Source organism: Flavobacterium terrisoli (assembly GCF_030167905.1).
GTDB classification, from domain to species: Bacteria; Bacteroidota; Bacteroidia; order Flavobacteriales; family Flavobacteriaceae; genus Flavobacterium; species Flavobacterium terrisoli.
In genome coordinates this window covers 132,309-151,062 of record NZ_JARGNA010000005.1, presented here as the reverse complement: position 1 = coordinate 151,062, position 18,754 = coordinate 132,309, and the positions used below count along the sequence as shown (strand labels likewise).

Annotated in this window: 18 protein-coding genes; 12 read left to right on the top strand and 6 right to left on the bottom strand. The window is 38.7% G+C overall.

The genetic code is table 11. The features are described from left to right. From P1K33_RS08225 to P1K33_RS08175, 11 genes are all read left to right on the top strand, one after another. The gene (locus P1K33_RS08225) at positions 1-1,611 is read left to right on the top strand and encodes a hypothetical protein (protein WP_284652457.1); all 1,611 of its coding nucleotides are present in this window, start codon (positions 1-3) and stop codon (positions 1,609-1,611) included. 112 nt (positions 1,612-1,723) lie between these two features. Further along, complete coding sequence (locus tag P1K33_RS08220) at positions 1,724-3,505, top strand: T9SS type A sorting domain-containing protein (RefSeq protein ID WP_284652456.1); 1,782 nt, start codon at positions 1,724-1,726, stop codon at positions 3,503-3,505. Between the two features lie 147 nt (positions 3,506-3,652). Further along, positions 3,653-4,588: a T9SS type A sorting domain-containing protein gene (locus P1K33_RS08215; protein WP_284652455.1), complete on the top strand. Its 936-nt coding sequence runs from the start codon at positions 3,653-3,655 to the stop codon at positions 4,586-4,588. A gap of 112 nt (positions 4,589-4,700) precedes the next feature. After that, on the top strand, positions 4,701-5,582 hold the full coding sequence (locus tag P1K33_RS08210; protein ID WP_284652454.1) for an SDR family oxidoreductase: 882 nt from the start codon (positions 4,701-4,703) through the stop codon (positions 5,580-5,582). Positions 5,583-5,751: 169 nt separating this feature from the next. Further along, on the top strand, positions 5,752-6,519 hold the full coding sequence (locus P1K33_RS08205) for a ParA family protein (RefSeq protein ID WP_284652453.1): 768 nt from the start codon (positions 5,752-5,754) through the stop codon (positions 6,517-6,519). A gap of 3 nt (positions 6,520-6,522) precedes the next feature. Further along, positions 6,523-7,422 (top strand): ParB/RepB/Spo0J family partition protein, encoded by a 900-nt coding sequence (locus P1K33_RS08200; RefSeq protein WP_284652452.1) that lies wholly within the window; start codon positions 6,523-6,525, stop codon positions 7,420-7,422. Beyond that, complete coding sequence (locus P1K33_RS08195; protein ID WP_284652451.1) at positions 7,422-7,979, top strand: DUF5683 domain-containing protein; 558 nt, start codon at positions 7,422-7,424, stop codon at positions 7,977-7,979. Before P1K33_RS08200 ends, P1K33_RS08195 begins: the two co-directional genes overlap by 1 nt. Next, positions 7,979-8,683 carry a 4-hydroxy-tetrahydrodipicolinate reductase gene (gene dapB, locus P1K33_RS08190; RefSeq protein ID WP_284652450.1) on the top strand — a complete coding sequence of 235 codons (705 nt, stop codon included), beginning with the start codon at positions 7,979-7,981 and terminating at the stop codon, positions 8,681-8,683. The genes P1K33_RS08195 and dapB overlap by 1 nt, the downstream gene beginning before the upstream one ends. 66 nt (positions 8,684-8,749) lie before the next feature. Then, positions 8,750-10,300, top strand: a complete 1,551-nt coding sequence (gene lepB / locus P1K33_RS08185) for a signal peptidase I (RefSeq protein ID WP_284652449.1) — start codon at positions 8,750-8,752, stop codon at positions 10,298-10,300. Positions 10,301-10,382: 82 nt separating this feature from the next. Further along, positions 10,383-10,760, top strand: coding sequence for a four helix bundle protein (locus tag P1K33_RS08180; RefSeq protein ID WP_284652447.1), 378 nt, complete (start codon positions 10,383-10,385; stop codon positions 10,758-10,760). Positions 10,761-10,780: 20 nt separating this feature from the next. Beyond that, positions 10,781-11,395, top strand: coding sequence for a WbqC family protein (locus P1K33_RS08175; RefSeq protein WP_284652446.1), 615 nt, complete (start codon positions 10,781-10,783; stop codon positions 11,393-11,395). Here the strand turns inward: P1K33_RS08175 and P1K33_RS08170 are convergent, their stop codons facing one another. The 6 genes from P1K33_RS08170 to P1K33_RS08145 all read right to left on the bottom strand — a co-directional run bounded on the left by P1K33_RS08170 (position 11,396) and on the right by P1K33_RS08145 (position 17,474). Then, complete coding sequence (locus P1K33_RS08170; protein WP_284652445.1) at positions 11,396-12,445, bottom strand: endonuclease/exonuclease/phosphatase family protein; 1,050 nt, start codon at positions 12,443-12,445, stop codon at positions 11,396-11,398. A gap of 7 nt (positions 12,446-12,452) precedes the next feature. Then, the gene (locus P1K33_RS08165; protein WP_284652444.1) at positions 12,453-13,334 is read right to left on the bottom strand and encodes a rhomboid family intramembrane serine protease; all 882 of its coding nucleotides are present in this window, start codon (positions 13,332-13,334) and stop codon (positions 12,453-12,455) included. 2 nt (positions 13,335-13,336) lie between these two features. Further along, on the bottom strand, positions 13,337-14,113 hold the full coding sequence (locus P1K33_RS08160; RefSeq protein ID WP_284652443.1) for a rhomboid family intramembrane serine protease: 777 nt from the start codon (positions 14,111-14,113) through the stop codon (positions 13,337-13,339). Next, positions 14,110-15,960: a DNA mismatch repair endonuclease MutL gene (gene mutL / locus P1K33_RS08155; protein WP_284652442.1), complete on the bottom strand. Its 1,851-nt coding sequence runs from the start codon at positions 15,958-15,960 to the stop codon at positions 14,110-14,112. The genes P1K33_RS08160 and mutL overlap by 4 nt, the downstream gene beginning before the upstream one ends. Positions 15,961-16,124: 164 nt before the next feature. Continuing rightward, positions 16,125-16,616 carry a 6,7-dimethyl-8-ribityllumazine synthase gene (gene ribH, locus P1K33_RS08150; protein WP_284652441.1) on the bottom strand — a complete coding sequence of 164 codons (492 nt, stop codon included), beginning with the start codon at positions 16,614-16,616 and terminating at the stop codon, positions 16,125-16,127. 72 nt (positions 16,617-16,688) lie between these two features. Further along, a complete protein-coding gene (locus P1K33_RS08145; protein WP_284652440.1) occupies positions 16,689-17,474 on the bottom strand; it encodes a tetratricopeptide repeat protein in 786 nt (261 codons plus the stop codon). Positions 17,475-17,653: 179 nt separating this feature from the next. Here P1K33_RS08145 and recF point away from each other — a divergent pair, with 179 nt between their 5' ends. Next, a complete protein-coding gene (gene recF, locus P1K33_RS08140) occupies positions 17,654-18,733 on the top strand; it encodes a DNA replication/repair protein RecF (protein WP_284652439.1) in 1,080 nt (359 codons plus the stop codon). The last annotated feature ends 21 nt before the right edge of the window (positions 18,734-18,754 follow it).

Here is an 18,754-nt window from a genome sequence, read left to right as displayed (position 1 = left end):
ATGAATTTATTGAAGTACTTCTGTCTAATCCTTATTTTTTCCATCATTGGTGTTGGCCATGCCCAAACATCAGGAAATAAATTACTGCAAAAAGGTTGGGCCGAACTCATCAAAGACAACGATACCGAAGCTTTCAAGCTATTTTGGGAAGCCAATGAAATAGCAACCAAAGAAAAAAACACCAAAGACAAAGCAGACGCCTTATTCTATCTTGGAATTTGTACCTATGGTTCGAGTTTAGAAAAAGGACTTCAATTTGCCACACAATCGCTGGACCAATACAAGAAACTGGAAAAAACCGATGCTGAGCAAGCCAAAATCGGAAGATACAAATGCCTGCAACTCATTAGCACCATTTACAGCCGCCAAAAAAAGTATGAAGACGCCATGCGATTGAGTATGGAAGTCGCTGACGAACTCAAGGATAAAAAAGACAGCACCGGAACTTTGGGCTTGGCCTATAATAGCTTGGGCAATTTATACGAGATGAAAAATGAAGCTGAAGATGCTGAAAAGTATTTCAGATTGGCACTTTCCGAATTTGAAAAGCTCAATAATTTGGCTTATTTGCCTACGTCTTATATGAAATTCGGAGAAATAGCCCAAAAGAACAATCAGAAAGAAAGCAGCCTGAATTATTTCAAAAAAGCATTTGAACTGGCCGAAAAAACCGAAAACAAGCAAGCGCAGGTTTATTCACTTATTGCTTTGGGCAAATGGCATCTGCGGTTTGAAAACAACTTTATCGTCGCGGAGAATTATTTTGACAAAGCGAGAATCATCGCTATGCCATTAAGCGATAAGACCTTTGAAATTAGAACCATAGAAGCTTTAATTGAACTGAAAAAGAAACAGGATGATTTCCTTAAAGTGAGTCAGCTTCAGGAAGAAGTCATTCAAATCAAAGACAGTTTTTATTCATTTGAAAGAGAACAAATCGTAAAAAGCCTCGAAGTCCAGTTTGAAGTTTCTGAAAAAAACAGAAAGCTCGAATTGATTTCCAAAGAGCAGGAAGTGTCCAAACTGACCAACTATTTACTGATTACGCTGTTGGGCTTATTGATTTTAATCTTTACAATCGGATTTTTCTTTTTGAAACGAATCAACAAACGCGACAAGCAATTACTCAAAACCAAAGAGGAATTAGTAGCCTTGATGGAAGAGCAAAAACACCTGAAAGAGCAACAATTCCAAAACGACATCGAACACAAAGAAAGTCAGTTGAGCGCCGTGACCATTCAGATGATTGAAAAGAATGAGATTCTCGATGAAATCAAAAGCATCATCAACAGGAAAGAACCTAACTCGGAAGGCGAACTTAAAAAACTCGTGAGCAAGTACACCATCCAGGACAACAACTGGCGCGACTTTGACAACTATTTTGAAAGTGTCAACAAAAATTTCTACACTAGGTTAAAACAAAAATACCCCGACATCAGTGCCAATGACCTGAAAATCTGCGCCCTGATCAAATTAAACCTTTCCATCAAGGAAATGGCATCTATTCTCAACATTTCGCCCGACAGTGTGAAAACCGCACGTCACCGTTTGAGAAAAAAACTGCTGTTAAACACCGAAGAAAACCTTACCGATTTCATTCTTAGCGTGTAAAAACTACTGAATTTCAATTATTTACACCGTTGTTTACCTTATGTAAACCTTAAAAAACAAGAAGAGATAAACCGGCTTTTTAAATTTGACTAAATCAAAAAAATTAAAAGCTATGAAAAAAAATTTCTCAACAAAGATTACCTTATTGTTACTACTGACGACTTTGTTCAGTTATTCTCAAACACCAACACTTCTTTTTGCCCAATCACTCGAAACCCAGCACGAACACGGCGTTTGGTCGCGTGCCACGGTTACCGATAGTAACGGAAACTTTTACATCACCGGATTGTACCATGGAACCGTGGATTTTGATACCAGTACATCCGGAAGTTTCCCATTGGTTTACCAAGGAGGAACCGTCAATGTGACTGATGGAGAAGCCGATGTTTATGTGGCCAAATACAATTCGGCCGGAGAATTCATTTGGGCGCATAATCTTATCGAACCCACTTTTGCCAATATGAATGAAGAGCGCGCTTCTTCGATGATTATTGATGGAAACAATCTGTATCTGACTGGCTTTACCAGCACACGCGGTTTTTTTGTGTCCAAATGGAATACAGATGGAACCGAACTCTGGACCCAATATTTTGATGATGTCGAGGAGAATTTTGTATCCACTTTTGCCCTGAAGAAACAAAACAACGCTCTATTGATTTCCGGTTTATTTTTTGGAACAATGGATTTTAATCCTTCGGTTTCCGAAACTGCTGAACTAAGCGCATTTAACAATGATGGTTTCCTTTTGTCTCTTTCGGATACGGGAAATTTTCAATGGGTAAAGCAGTTCAGATGCAATGGCGCTGTAATCCTCAGCGGTTTGGAAGTGGATGACGACAATAATATTTTCATGAGTGGCAATTTTGTCGGAACCGTTGATTTGAATCCGAGTGAGGCAGCCAATGCTTTTATTACCTCACAATCGGTTTCCTTCGGGGCATTCAGTTCTGCTTTTATTGCCAAATTCAGCTCTACCGGTGATCTTCTTTGGAACAGGCATATCCGTGGCACAGCGCCGACAGACATATTCATGACTTTTATCAAAAAAGACAGCAATAATGACATTATCATGACTTATTCCTTTAAAGGCAATGCCACTTTTTTGCCTACGGCTACTACTTTAGATACCAATGATTTTTACAGCTCTGTTTTAGTTAAATACAATAATAATGGTGACTTAGGCTGGAACAAGCAATTTGCAACACCTACTAGTACACAAACTACTTTCTTTCCTTCGTCCTTTAATGCTAATATCATTCTGGACAGTTGCGACAACATCTATGTTTCCGGTGAATTTCAGGGGAATTGTGATTTCAATCCAGATACTGAGGAAAATATATTGAGCACTTTAAACAACACTGTCGATGCCTTCATCGCTTCCTATTCCCCGACTGGTGAACATTTATGGTCCATGGATATTGGCAAATTGGGGAATGTCACTTTTGTGGATTTCAACGGTTATCTGCCTATTGCCTTAGATCCGAACAATGACATTATCATCACGGGAACTTACAGAGGCCAACTCGATTTTGATCCTTCTGCCAATGAATTTTTGCTGAATTCCAACAATAACGGAATTCCAAATAATGCCGGTTTGTTTATCGCCAAATATAATATTGAATCAACTTGTATTGTATTGGGCAATCCTACTCCGGAGGAGAAAAGATTTGAAATCTATCCAAATCCATCCGATGGTTTGGTCAATATTTCGATCAAAGATTTGGAATCAAATACTACACTGACCGTATTCGATATTTCAGGCAAAAAAGTTTTTTCAGGGATTATAGAAAATGAAGAGTCAACGATCAATTTAGGAAACCTCAATAGCGGTCTTTACATTATTGAGTTGACATCCGGAGACAAATCAACCCATAAAAAATTGATTCTAAAATAGCTAGCATTGCTGGGATTTAGCAAAAATCTCAATCATGTTCACCTATTGTTCACCTTCATTTTGAATGAAAATGAAATCTTATATCTAATTTTGGTTTTGGAAATTGCTATGAAAAAGTTTCCTATAATCAATCAAAACAATATCATTATGAAACAGCATTATCTTTTCTTAAGTATGGTTTTACTCGTTTTCACTTCAGGTGCAAATGCGCAGGTGACAAACGGGAATTTTGAAAATGTAAAACCAAATTTTCTGCCAAGCAATTGGGGAATGACCTTTTTACAACAAGTTGTCATTGATGCCGAAACCGGAGAATCTGTTGGTGACCAAATTCAGTTCACTTGGTGTGTTCCGTCAATGGTTTATGCTACAACTGAAGCACAAACCGGGCAATATGCCATGGAAATTTCAAATGCCTATAACGCAACACAAGATTTTGTGATTCCGGGAATGGCTATGATTTTCAATGATCCTGAACAAGACAGTCCGGGTTGGAATCCAGGTATTCCTGTAGTTCCCGGAGATCATATTGATATGCTCGGATTTTACTATAAATTCCTTCCTGCCGGAAATGACATAGCTACAGCAGTCATTGAAGTGGCTGACGACCAAGGAAACATAATCGGAAATGCGTCCTTAGATATTTCGGGAACAAATAGCCAATTCCAGTATGTCTACATTCCTATTACGTATACCAGCAATGCGCCCAGAGCGTTTATGAACATCTCATTCAGCATGGCAAAAGAAGGCTCAACTCCGACATTTGGAAGCCGTTTGCTCATAGACAATGTGGTCACCAATTTTGCTGCTTTAGGACAGGAAGCAAGTATTATCGACAACGAGTTCGTCGTCTATCCTACATCGGCGGACAATGAATTAAACATCATTCCGGGACGCTTAAAAAGTGATCTGGTAACTTATAAAATTATAGACATGCAAGGCAAAGTCGTAAAACAAAATACGACCACAGAAATGTCAAATTATGTCTATACCATGGATGTAAGTCCGTTAAATGCCGGAATGTATTTTATTCACGTCGAATCAAATGCCGGTAGCATTATCAAAAAGTTCATCAAAAAATAAATGTTAGGTTAATAAGTGTAATGTGAAAAAGCCGGATTGAAAGTAATCACTTCAATCCGGTTTATTTTTTTTCTGAAGCCGAAGTTTATATATTTACTAAAAAATAAACTTTATGGATTTTTCTGCAAAAATGCTTCGCGATAATGCGCTTTCAGACAAAGTAATTGTGGTAACCGGTGGCGGAAGCGGCTTAGGCAAAGCCATGACCAAATATTTTCTGGAACTGGGTGCTAAAGTCGCCATCACTTCAAGAGATATTGAAAAACTTCAAACCACCGCAACCGAATTGGAAACAGAAACTGGCGGAAAATGTTTACCGCTGCAATGTGATGTGCGTCATTACGACCAAGTGGAAGCGATGCTCGCTGAAGTACTCAAAACCTTTGGCAAAGTGGATGTTTTACTCAACAATGCAGCAGGAAACTTCATCTCTCCTACTGAAAGATTATCGGCCAATGCTTTTGATACCATCATCGATATAGTGCTAAAAGGTTCCAAAAACTGTACACTTGCCTTTGGAAAACATTGGATCAATACCAAACAAACCAACTGTAATGTTCTGAACATTGTCACCACTTATGCCTGGACAGGCTCGGGTTATGTAGTGCCGAGCGCTACCGCTAAAGCCGGCGTTTTAGCCATGACCAGAAGTTTGGCTGTCGAATGGGCCAAATACGGCATCCGTATGAATGCGATTGCTCCGGGGCCATTTCCAACCAAAGGCGCTTGGGACAGATTGCTTCCTGGAGATTTGGCTGAAAAGTTTGATATGGCTAAAAAAGTGCCTTTGAAAAGAGTGGGCGATCATCAGGAATTGGCCAATCTGGCAGCCTATATGGTTTCGGACTTCTCGGCTTATATCAACGGAGAAGTAGTGACTATCGATGGTGGCGAATGGTTGCAAGGCGCGGGACAATTCAACATCTTAGAAAAAATTCCGCAGGAAATGTGGGATATGCTGGAGATGATGATTAAAAACAAAGGGAACAAATAAAAATTGTGAATTGTGAATTTTATCGATTTAAACAGTGAAAATCTTAAGTCTTTTCTCTTTTATCTTTCTTCTTTTCTCATCTTCAAAACTTTACCAGAATGTTAACAAATAAGCCTTGACAAACCCATAATTAATCGTATTTTTACGGCTCAAAATTGATCATATATAAATGGGTAAAATCATTGCAATTGCCAATCAAAAAGGTGGTGTCGGGAAAACGACAACTTCTGTAAATCTTGCAGCATCACTGGGTGTTTTAGAAAAAAAAGTGTTATTGATTGATGCCGATCCTCAGGCCAACGCAAGTTCAGGTTTGGGAATAGACGTCGAAAGTATTGAAATTGGTACTTACCAAATCTTAGAACACAGCAATACACCCGAAGAGGCAATCATAGCTTGTACCGCGCCAAATGTTTGGGTAGTTCCGGCACATATTGACTTGGTAGCTATTGAAATCGAATTGGTAGACAAAGAAAACCGCGAATACATGCTCAAGCAAGCTTTGGAAAGCGTAAAAGACCAATACGATTACATTTTGATTGATTGCGCGCCATCATTGGGTTTGTTGACGTTAAATGCGTTAACCGCTGCCGATAGCGTTGTGATTCCGATTCAGTGTGAGTATTTTGCCTTGGAAGGTTTAGGAAAATTACTGAATACGATTAAAAGCGTACAAAAAATACACAATCCCAACTTAGATATAGAAGGCCTTTTACTAACCATGTATGACTCGCGTTTGCGTTTGTCCAATCAGGTGGTGGAAGAAGTGCAAAAGCATTTCAACGATATGGTTTTCAAAACCATCATCCAGCGTAATGTAAAATTGAGTGAAGCGCCAAGTTTTGGTGAAAGTATCATTAACTTTGACGCTACGAGCAGAGGTGCCACAAACTACTTGAGTTTGGCACAGGAAATTATCAAGAAAAACAGCAATTAAGCCATGGCAAAAGCGATAAAAAAACAAGCCTTAGGAAGAGGATTATCTGCCCTATTAAAAGACCCTGAAAATGATATCAAATCTATCGGCGACAAGAATGCCGACAAGGTTGTAGGGAATATTATCGAATTGGATATCGAAGCGATTGAAATCAACCCGTTTCAGCCGAGAACCAATTTCAACGAAGAGCAACTTCAGGAATTGGCGTCTTCCATCAAGGAATTAGGGCTTATCCAGCCGATTACCGTTCGCAAATTAGACTTCAATAAATACCAGTTGATTTCGGGAGAGCGTCGTTTGCGCGCTTCGAGATTGGTTGGACTAACTACTGTTCCGGCTTACATCCGAATTGCCAATGACAATGAGTCGTTGATTATGGCTTTGGTGGAAAACATCCAGCGTCATGACTTAGACCCAATTGAGATTGCCTTGTCATACCAAAGATTGATTGACGAAATCCAATTGACTCAGGAGCAAATGAGTGAGCGAGTAGGCAAGAAACGTTCTACCATCGCTAACTACCTGCGTTTGTTGAAATTAGACCCGATTATCCAAACCGGAATCAGAGATGGATTCATTAGCATGGGTCACGGCCGTGCCATCATCAATATCGAAAACCAAGACGTACAAACCGATATTTACCAAAAAATCGTAAGCCAAAATCTTTCCGTTCGTGAAACTGAAGCTTTGGTAAAAAACTACCAGGATAGTTTAAAACCAGCTCCGGCGAAAGCCAAAAAAGGAGAGAATTTCACTGTGGCCGAAGAGCAAAAAAAGGCTTTTGTGAATTTCTTCGGAACCAAAATCGACGTAAAAGTGGCCGGAAACGGCAAAGGCAAAATTACCATTCCTTTCCACTCTGAGGAAGATTTCAACCGCATTATCAAATTAATCAAAGGTTAGTGAATAGGTTTCTCTACATAATTGTTCTTTGCTGCCTGTTTGGAAATCAATCGCTTTTTGCGCAAGATGAAATCAAAGGTTTGGTGGTTACCGATACCACTAAAATGAAAGAAATAGATCCTTTGACTCCGGCAAAAGCTGCCTTCTATTCGGCTATTCTACCCGGATTGGGACAAGCTTACAATAAGAAATACTGGAAAATTCCAATCGTTTACGGAGCCATTGGAACGAGCATGTATTTTTACCTTGACAACAACAAAAAATACCACAGCTATCGCGACGCTTATAAAAGAAGATTGGCCGGATTTAACGATGATCAATATGATTATCTGGATGATTCCCGACTGATTCAGGCGCAACGGTTTTACCAAAGAAACAGGGATTTATCGCTGATGATAACCGTAGGTTTCTACATTTTGAATATTGTGGATGCCAACGTTGACGCGCATTTGATACAATTCAACGTCAATGACAAACTTTCGGTTGTACCGGATGTTTATCAAAATGATTTTACGGCCAAACCCAATATCGGCCTAACTTTTAATTACAAATTCTAATGAAAATTGCACTTCTGGGATACGGAAAAATGGGAAAAGTGATCGAAAGAATCGCTTTGGAAAGAGGACACGAAATTGTACTCAGAAAGGATGAATCCAATACTTACGAAGGTTTAGAAAAAGCCGATGTCGCTATCGATTTTAGCGTGCCAATGGTCGCTGTTGAAAACATTTCGACTGCTTTTAACCATGGAATTCCCGTAGTTTGCGGCACAACAGGCTGGTTGGAACATTATGATGATGTAGTCAAATTATGCCACGAAAAAAATGGTGCTTTTTTATATGGTTCCAATTTTAGTTTAGGCGTAAACTTATTTTTTGAACTGAATACTTATTTGGCCAAAATGATGGCGCGATTCTCTTCGATTTATAAAGTATCCATGGAAGAAATCCACCATACCCAAAAACTGGATTCTCCAAGCGGAACCGCTATTTCTTTAGCCAAAGGCGTTATCGAAAATTCGGCTTATACTTCCTGGACAGAAGAAACTGCTGCCGAAAATCAGATTCACATCGAAGCAAAAAGAATAGAGAATGTTCCCGGAACACACAGTGTTTACTACCGTTCAGACGTAGATTTTATCGAAATCAAACACCATGCACACAGTCGCGAAGGATTTGCTTTGGGCGCTGTCTTGGCAGCCGAATGGATTCAGGGTAAAAAGGGCGTGTTTTCAATGAAAGATGTCCTGGATTTAAACTAATCCATCCAAGAACTGTAACGAATTCAACTTTTGGATAACAAATAAAAAACTTTTAAACTCAACATTATGTCAACATATCAATGGATTGTATTTTTTCTGATTGTTCAGGTCATTCACGGTTTAGGAACCTGGAAACTTTATGAAAAAGCAGGAAGAAAAAGATGGGAAGCCTTTGTACCGGTGTATAACGCCATTGTTTTAATGCGCATTATCGGTCGTCCAACCTTATGGACGTTGCTCTTATTCATCCCAATCATCAATCTGATTATGTTCCCTGTGGTTTGGGTAGAAACTTTGAGAAGTTTTGGCAGAAAATCAACCGCTGACACCTGGTTAGGGATTTTCACCTTCGGCTTATACATCTACTATATCAATTATACGCAAGACGTACAACACATCTCCGACAGGAGTTTAGTAGCTTCCACCAAAGCCGGTGATACTGTGAGTTCGATTCTTTTTGCGATTGTAGTCGCTACTTTGGTGCATACTTATGTGATGCAGCCGTTTACAATTCCAACCTCGTCTTTGGAAAAATCATTGTTGATTGGAGACTTTTTATTCGTAAGTAAATTTCATTACGGTGCCAGAACGCCAATGACTGCAGTTGCCGCACCAATGGTTCACGATACTTTACCATTCGTAAAAACCAAATCTTATTTGAGTTGGCCACAATTGCCTTACTTTAGATTTCCGGGATTCCAGAAAATTGAGAAAAATGATATCGTGGTTTTCAACTGGCCGGCAGATACCGTATACAAATTTTTCGATACTTCGGGCAGAAGCATTGTAAAGCCTATTGACAAAAAATCTAACTATGTAAAACGTTGTCAGGGAACGCCTGGTGATAATTTACAAATCAAAGACGGAGTGGTTTATATCAACGGAAAGGAATTGATTTTACCGGAAAGAGCCAAACCTCAGCATGCTTATTTCCTGACTTATGATCCAAATGCCAATGTCGACTTAGATTATGTTATAAAAAATGTAGGTTCTACTGATGGCGCCGGATTTAAGAACGAAGCCAGAGACACAGTTATCATTAAAGCATTAACGGATGAAGCGGTAGCTACTTTGAAGAAAGTACCTGGCATAAAATCGGTAACCAAAATCATCATTAAAAAACCTGAAGGCACCATTTTCAGCCACAATCCAAATTGGAGTTCCGATAATATGGGACCTTTCTATATTCCGGAAGCGGGCAAAACCATCACATTAACCAAAGAAAATCTTCCGCTTTACAAAAGGGTAATCACCGTTTATGAAAAACATAATTTAAAAGTAGCCGGAGATGATATCTATATCGATGACAAAAAAGTGACTTCCTATACTTTTGGACAAAATTATTACTGGATGATGGGAGACAACCGCAACAACTCTGAAGACAGCCGTTATTGGGGATTTGTACCGGAAGATCATATCGTTGGAAAACCGGTGTTTATCTGGTTAAGTTATGATGGTAACGGTCAAGGACTTGATAAAATACGTTGGGAAAGAATGTTTACCACAGTGAGCGGTGAAGGCCAACCACAATCTTATCTTAAATATTTCCTTGGATTGGTAGCCTTATATGTTGTGGGTGATTATTTCTGGAAAAAGAGAAAAGCGGTGAAAGGTTAATTTGTTCATGTGGTAATTCGTTAATTCGTTTCCAAAGTTTCGAATAACCAAATCCACAAATAACAGAATAAACTAATAAGATATGTACACTTTTTCATTTGAAAAATTAGATGTTTGGGTTGAATCAAAAGAGTTTTCCAAATCGATATATGAAGTAACCTCAAATTTCCCTGAAGCTGAAAAATTTGGCCTAATCTCCCAGCTAAGGAGAGCTTCAATATCAGTAGGTTCAAATATTGCAGAAGGTTCTGCTAGAAAAAGCTACAAAGATAAAGCTCATTTTACTTCTATAGCATTCAGTTCTGCCGTTGAAGTATTAAATCAATTAATAATTTCATTTGAGTTAAATTTTATTTCGGAATCAGATTATATTACTTTAAGAGAAAAATTAGAAAGCATAACTAACAAACTAAATTCTCTTAGAAATTATCAAATTGATAAATCCAACGAAATCAAATAACCAAATTACCGAATAACCAAATGACCAACATTCTCATTCATCCGGGTTATTTTCCATCGATCAGTCATTTTGCAGCGATTGCCCAAAGTGATTTGGTAACCTTTGAAATAGAGGACAACTTCCAAAAGCAAACCAACCGCAACCGAATGTACATTTACAGTCCGAATGGCATTCAGTTGCTCAATATTCCCATCAAACATTCTAAAACCGCCCATCAAAAAACCAAAGACGTGCGTTTGGAAACCGCTTTCGATTGGCAGAAGCAGCATTTTAAATCGCTTGAAGCTGCTTACAGGGCTTCGCCTTTCTTCGAGTATTTTGAAGATGACATTCACCCGATATTCGAAAAGAAACACGAATTCCTGATGGATTTAAATCTGGAAACCATGTCGATTGTATCACAATGTCTCGGATTGGAATTTGATTATAATGAAACCGAAGAATACTTTCATGAAGTCACCGATAAAACAGATTTCAGAAATTTAATCAACGGTAAAAAAGACACAGCCCAATTTGACTCGTACACGCAGGTTTTCGGCGAAAAGCATGGTTATCTGAACAATTTAAGCATATTGGATTTATTGTTCAATGAAGGAAGATATGCGTTGGATTATCTGAAGAAACAAAAACTATAACTACTCCGTAAAAGAAAGCCTTGACATCACCGGAAAGTGATCTGAATTTTCAAATTTGGAGAAGCTTTTAAAACTCTTCACCTGCATCTTTTTATTGGCAAAAATATAATCAATTCGCGCCGGATAATATTTGAATTTATAGGTTTGCCCAAAACCATTTCCGGCTTCTTCAAAACAATCGTTCAAATCGCCTTTGATGTTTCGGTAAACATAGGAAAACGCACTGTTATTCATATCTCCGCAAATAATTACCGGATACTTGCAGTCGTTTCTGTGATTGACTAAAATGGCCGTTTGCTGTTCCTGTTTTTTAAAAGCATCCCTGATTCGGCTGAAAACCTCTTGGGATTTGTTTTGGTCGATCGCGTCAACGTGTTCTTCAATTTCATTGACATCCGGTGAAATTTTTATCGACTGCAAATGGATATTATACACCCGAATAGTGTCTTTTCCTTTTTTGATATCGGCATAAATGATGTTGTTTCCGGCTTCGGGAATTTTAAAATCACCTTGATTGAATATCGGGAATTTGGAAAAAATAGCCTGTCCGGTCCTGATTTGCTTACCTTCCATAAAAACAGCCTTGTACTTGTAAATCCTCAAATCCACTTTGGCATTTTCCGAATACTCCTGTATGCACAAAATATCCGGGTTTTGTTCGTTGATAAATGACAAAATAGTATCGCCTACATGCTCATTCGGAAGCCAGTCAAAAAGATTAAACAGCCGCACATTATAACTCATCACCGTGAAGTCTTTCTCTTCTTCGGGCAAATCATTAGCGGAAAATTTATAAAATTTATTGATAAATGTAATGCCGAGCAGTAAGACTAAACCGGAAAGAATGACCTGTCGTTTCAATTGGATTAACCAATACACAAAAAACAACGCATTTAGGATTAAAAACAAGGGCAAAATCAAGGTCAGTACCGAAAGCAGCGGAAATAACTTTGGCGCCAGAAAAGGCAATACATAAGCAATAAAGGTCAATACAGTTACCACTATATTGAATCCGAAAACCACTTTGTTAAACCACGATAGTTTTTTCATTTGCAATTTATTTCCCGGCTTTGAAGAGAAATTCCTTCTCTTCGGCTGTCAGGCTGTCATAACCCGATTGACTGATTTTATCCAAAATCTCGTCAATTTGTTGCTGGGTTTTGTCTTTGGCAACAATTTTACTCTCTTTTTTTACAGCAGGTTTTTTGGGGTTAACGTGTACTTTTTTAAAAGGCGTTGCTTTCTTTGTGCTGAACAAATCAGCAAAAAAATTAATGATCCCGGTTACTATTTTACTCAAGTCGGTTCCGTTCTGCAACAGCTTGATGTAAATATAACCAAAAAAAGCGCCGCTCAAATGCGCAATATGTCCGCCGGTATTGTTCATCGGCAACTGAATCAAATCCAAAAACAATAAAACTATAGTAATCTGCCACAACTTAACCTTCCCAAAGAACATCAACCTAACGTCCATAAACGGTTGGTAAGTGGTGGTGGCCAACAATATTGCCATAATCGCTCCGGAAGCGCCAACCATTGAAGTCTGTACCTGTGATAAAGCCGGCAAATAATTGTAGCCCAATAAAAAGATCAATCCTGAGAAAATAGCACCCAAAATATAAGCGCCTAACAATTGTTTTTGGGTGAAAAAAGTCAGGAACAAGCGGCTGGTGTAATGCAACATCAGCATGTTAAATATCAAATGAATGATTCCAAAATGAAAGAACGCATAGGATAAAATCGACCAGGGTTTCCAGGTGAGGTCACCAAAATTAGTGGACAAACTCACAAAACTCAAATAGTCAATATGAATATTCAACAGCTTGATGACCGCGAAAACAATCTCAGGAACCGCAAAAAAAAGCAGGTTCCAAAAGACCAATCGGACACCAACGTCGCCAATCTTATATTGAAATTTTAAATCTTGCAGTAAGTTCATACTTAGTTCCAGCGATTTTTATTGAACGAATTTTTCTTCCAATACCACATCATGATAAAACCGGTCAAGGCGCCGCCAATATGGGCAAAGTGGGCAATTCCACTTCCTCCGCTTCCAAAAATAGAGCTTCCCTTAAATCCTAAAAATAAATCCACCGCAATCAATCCCGGTACAAAATATTTGGCTTTAATCGGAATTGGAATAAACATAATCCCCAATTCAGCCATTGGGAACATAAAAGCAAAAGCAGTCAACAAACCATAAATGGCTCCCGATGCTCCCACTGAAGTACCATTATACGAAAAGAACAATTGCTCAATAGTACCTAATGGCAATAGATTTTGAAAACTATCATAATTTCCGGTAGCCAAAAATGAATTGATTTGTGATTGGGAAATATTGGCCTCATGAAATAAATTCAGGGCTTGATGGTATTCATAATAATTAAATCCAACATGTAATAAAGCGGCGCCCAATCCGCAGGATATATAGAAAAATATAAATTTTCTGGCGCCCCAAAAATGCTCCAAAGCACTCCCAAAAGAGATTAAGGCAATCATATTGAAAAGAATATGGCTAATCCCCATACCGCCCGAACCGTTGTAAACCGGCGCGTGCATAAACATACTGGTCAAAGGCTGCCAAAATCTGAAATTTGGATTTTCCGGATAATATTCTGAAAACAATTGGTAAGCCACATCGCCCACAATATTGGAACCAATGAAAAATATAACATTAATAATCAGTAACTGCTTAACAGTCTCGGTCATTCGCATCATACGCTGAATTTTTTATCTAAATCTTCCACACTCATGGTGATGAAAGTTGGTTTTTGAAACGGTGACACATTCGGTTCTTTACAAGCAAACAGATTGTGCACCAGATTTTCTTGTTCTTTTTCGGTTAAATAGGTTCCGGTTTTAATGGCCAAACTTCGTGCCATCGACTTGGCGATGGTGTCATTTTGGGAAAAACTGTTGTCCGGAATGCCGTCCTGTAAATCACTCAATAACTCTTCCAAAACGATAGAAATCTCACTTTCGGTCACATTGACAGGTAAACCCGAAATCATGATGTTATCCTCATTCATCGATTCAAAGACAAAACCGGTATTTTCCAGCGACGTTTTTAATTCGGCCAACAACTCAATTTCTCCTGAAGAAAAATGCAACTGCAACGGAAACAGCAACTGCTGACTCGATGCCTGATAAACCGTCATGCTCGTCAAAAACTCTTCGTATAAAACGCGTTCGTGCGCTCGTTTCTGATTGATAATCACCATGCCCGATTTGATTGGGCTGACGATGTATTTTTTATGGATTTGGTACGTGCGTTTAACTTCCTGTTCTATTTCATTTTCTTCGAATAAGGAAGAAGTTACTGCTTCATTTTCAAAAGTCATTTCGGCTATCTCTTGTCCGGCTTGCTTTAAACCCACATATAAACTTTCCCAACTCGGTTGCGCTTCGGGTTTTTTATAACTGAAATTAGACGCTGATGATTTACTCGGCTTATCCTCAGAAAAAGGATTATAACTTCTGTCGACTTGTATGGTTGGGTATTCCGCTTCTTTATTTTGGTATTGATAAGGCGTATCCAAATTCGGGTCGCGATCAAAATCCAGCACTGGCGCTACATTGAATTGTCCCAAACTGTGTTTGATGGCCGAACGTAAAATGGCGTACAACGCGTGCTCATCGTCAAATTTAATTTCGGTTTTGGTCGGATGGATATTGATATCAATCGTGTGTGGCGGAACTTCCAGGTATAAAAAATAACTCGGCTGCGCACCGTCTTTGAGCAAACCTTCATAAGCTGCCATCACGGCATGATGCAGATAACCGCTTTTGATAAAACGGTCATTGACAAAAAAGAATTGTTCGCCTCTGTTTTTCTTCGAAAATTCGGGCTTGCCGATAAATCCCTGCAGGTTGACGATTTCGGTATCTTCTTTTACCGGAACCAATTTCTCATTGGTTTTACCGGAAAATATATTGACGATGCGTTGTCTGAAATTGGATACCGGCAAATTGAACATTTCACTGCCGTTGTGGTACATCGTAAAATGAATGTTCGGATGTGCCATCGCTACACGTTGGAATTCATCCACGATATGGCGTTGTTCTACGGTTTCCGACTTTAAGAAGTTACGGCGTGCCGGAATATTAAAAAACAAATTCTTGACCGCAAACGAAGTGCCTTTAGGTAAAACCGCCGGTTCCTGGGAAACGAATTTACTGCCTTCGATGATAATGTGAATTCCGAGTTCTTCCTGTTCCTGCTTGGTTTTCATTTCCACATGGGCAATCGCCGCTATCGAAGCCAAAGCTTCACCGCGAAAACCTTTGGTGTGCAAAGAGAATAAATCTTCCGCCTGACGGATTTTGGAAGTCGCATGACGCTCAAAACACAAACGCGAATCGGTGACACTCATTCCGAGTCCGTTGTCAATAACCTGAATCAATGATTTCCCGGCATCTTTGATGATGAGTTTGATGTCAGTGGCTTTGGCATCAACGGCATTCTCCAATAGTTCTTTGACTACCGAAGCCGGCCTTTGCACCACTTCGCCGGCAGCAATCTGATTGGCAACGTGATCAGGAAGTAATTGAATTATACTCGACATTCTTTTTTAGTATTCAGTGTTTTGTTATGGCATCAGTTTTTGGGTAACCGAAGAAAGCAAATTTAAGGAAAAAGTATTGGGATTTATAGTTAATAATTGGCTAAAAATAAAAAACCTATTCACAATGGAATAGGCTCTTATTTTAGACTGAAAATATAGCGATGTTACATTGTTCTTCTTCTCAAATCGGCCATTTTTATCGCTGCGATTGCGGCTTCGGTTCCTTTGTTGCCATGTTTGCCACCGCTTCTGTCGATGGATTGCTGCTCGTTGTTATCGGTCAATAAACAAAAGATAACCGGCACATCGGTTTGTACATTCAGATCTTTGATGCCCTGGGTTACGCCTTCGCATACAAATTCGAAATGCATGGTTTCGCCTTTGATCACACAACCTATTGTAATCACCACATCTACTTCCTGAGTGACAATCATGCGTTGTGCACCATAAACCAGCTCAAAACTTCCAGGCACATTCCAACGGATAATGTTTTCCGGTAAAGCGCCACAGTCTAATAAAGCCGCTTCTGCCCCATTATACAAACCATTGGTGATTGTATCATTCCATTCTGAAACCACAACCCCAAAACGAAAGTCCTTTGCATTTGGAAGTGTATTTTTATCATAGTTGGACAAATTTTTATTTGCAGTTGCCATAGTTTTATTGTTTAAAATAAAAAAGGATTAAAGATACAATCCTTAATCCTTTTTAAAATATTATTTTTTGATTTATTGCGCTAAACCAATCAAACCATCGATGTTTTGTGCTTCCGGAGTTCCATCAAAGCTTTCTTTGATTTCAGTGAAATATTTCAAAGCGTCTGCTTTGTTTCCTAAAGCCAAAGCTGTTTTTCCGGCTTTCATTAAATATCTTGGTCTGGTGAAATCATTCTGACTTGCATCAGCTGCTTTCAAATAAAATTCCAAAGCCTCTTTTTGTTTGTTTTGTTGTGCATAAGCATCACCTATCGCCCCTTGAGCCAAAGTACTCAGCATAATGTCTTTTGAAGAGAATTTCTCTAAGCTGCTTACAGCTTCAGCATATTTACCTGTGTTTAGGTAAGCGATACCGGCATAATAGTTAGCCAGGTTACCGGCTGCAGTTCCTGAATATTCTTCAGCGATTTTCACAACACCGTATTTTCCTTCAGAACCATTTAATACCAAATTGAATAATGAATCGGCTTTTACATCGCCATCAACCGCTTTTTGGAAGTTTTGTTGTGCTACGAATAACTGCTCAGCGCCATCTTGTTGGTTTGGCTCAGCAATAAATTTATCATAAGCAAAGTATCCAACAACAGCCAATACAATTGCGCCAAGGAAACCTAAAATAACTTTTTGGTTTTTTGCAATAAAATCTTCCGCTCTTGAAGCCGATTGATCCAACGTGTCAAATGCTTTTGCAGTCGCACTGTCTTTCTCATCAACGTTAACGTCTTCGATAAAATTGTTATCTAATTTTTCTGCTTTTTCTTTCGGTGCTTTATATCCTCTTTTGTTAAAAGTTGCCATCTATTTTTAATTTAGTGTGCGCAAAAATAAAATTTTTATTCATATTTAAAAGCTATTTTTGTCGATATTTTTGAATATTTTGCACCTCTTTACTTTAAGGGTTGGGAATAACTGCAATAAATTAACCTTTTACTCTTATAAATAAGGAGTTTAGACACTAATTTCAAACAAAAACCAAATTGTTTTTAAAGCGAATTTCAATACTCAATTACAAAAATTTTTCAGATACCACCTTCGAATTTGATGCCAAAATCAATTGTTTCGTGGGTAAAAACGGTATTGGAAAAACCAATATACTTGATGCTATTTACCATTTGGCCAACGGGAAAAGTTATTTCAATCCGTTGGCGGTGCAAAACATCAAGCACGGCGAAGAGTTTTTTGTAGTGGATGGCGAATTCGAAAAAAATGACCGCTCCGAGCAAATTCTCTGCAGCCTAAAGAAAGGTCAAAAGAAAATGCTGAAGCGCAACGGTAAACTCTACGAAAAATTCTCAGACCACATCGGGTTTATTCCTTTGGTCATTATTTCCCCTGCCGACCGGGATTTAATCATTGAAGGCAGTGAAACGCGCCGTAAATTTATGGACAGTGTAATTTCGCAGTTGGACAACACCTATTTACAGCAACTCATCCAATACCAAAAAATCATCAGTCAGCGCAATGCCTTACTGAAATATTTTGCGCTGAATCATGTCTTCGAAAAAGACACGTTAGGCATTTATAATGAGCAACTGCACCATCTGGGGAATTCGATTTTTGACAAAAGGCAAAAATTCCTTTCTGAATTCATTCCGATTTTCAACAAATACCATCAGGATATTACCAACTCCGCCGAAACGGTGCAATTGGTATATCAAAGTGATCTGTTTGAAAAAGACACTTTAGCCCTGTTGGAAGAAAACCTGAGTAAGGACAGAGCATTGCAATATACTTCGGTTGGTGTTCATAAAGATGATTTGTCGTTTGAAATTGACCATCACCCGATTAAGAAGTTTGGCTCCCAAGGCCAACAGAAATCCTTTTTGATTGCGTTGAAATTGGCACAGTTCGATTTTGTCAAAAAACAAAGCGGTGAAAAACCAATTCTGCTTTTTGATGATATTTTTGATAAGCTCGATGAATTTCGTGTCAGCAAGATTGTCGAAATGGTTAACAACGAAGAATTCGGTCAATTATTTATCACAGACACCCATCCGGAACGCACGGAAAACATAGTAAAAACAACACATCAGAGCTACAAAATATTTAATTTGTAATGTTATTCTATTTTGTAATTT